This window comes from Labrenzia sp. ATLA3 (assembly GCF_057180185.1).
Genome location: NZ_JBXUKV010000023.1, coordinates 1 through 517, shown reverse-complemented (window position 1 = coordinate 517; position 517 = coordinate 1). Strand labels below are relative to the sequence as shown.

The window sequence follows — 517 nt, the reverse complement described above, 5'->3', positions numbered from 1 at the left end:
CCGATGGGTTCGCAGATATCCTCCACCGTGCCGGATTTGACGCCTTTCCGTGTTCCCGGCGCATCGCCGTGCACGCAGGTCGTGCTGGAGCGCAGCACCATCGCCTTCTTGCCCGTGAAGCGCACGGATGGCGTGTAGCCCTGGTCGTCGCCGCAATAGTCGACGATCTGGTAAGGGATCGGCACAACCGAATTGCCGACCGGCGTCAGGCAGACATCCGGCGCAAGGCAGATGATCCTGGCCTCGCCGATATCACGCAGGCCCTCCTTGGGCCGCCCGGTCGTCCAGGGCGCCGGATACTCCGGCTCGCCGGCATAGTTGTCCTTGGGAGGAGGAAGACTCATAGATCCGGATGCTCAATCCGCTCCCAGGATGTGCCATCAAAGCGGAAGATGTCCTTGTTTGCGACGACCCATAGAACATCTCCGTGAGCCTGGGCAAAGAAAGGACCGCCTTCGATGCTGTCCGGATCGTCCCGAGTTGTGAGGCGGGGGAGCGGAGGATCGAACCTGCCGAA

The 517-nt window shown here is 62.5% G+C and carries 1 protein-coding gene; it reads right to left on the bottom strand.

Features of this window, described 5'->3' with window-relative positions; genetic code table 11:
• On the bottom strand, nucleotides 1-344 hold a 344-nt coding region (locus tag AC2A6O_RS29045; RefSeq protein WP_498932184.1), incomplete at its 3' end, for a DUF4150 domain-containing protein.
• Between the last annotated feature and the right edge of the window lie 173 nt (nucleotides 345-517).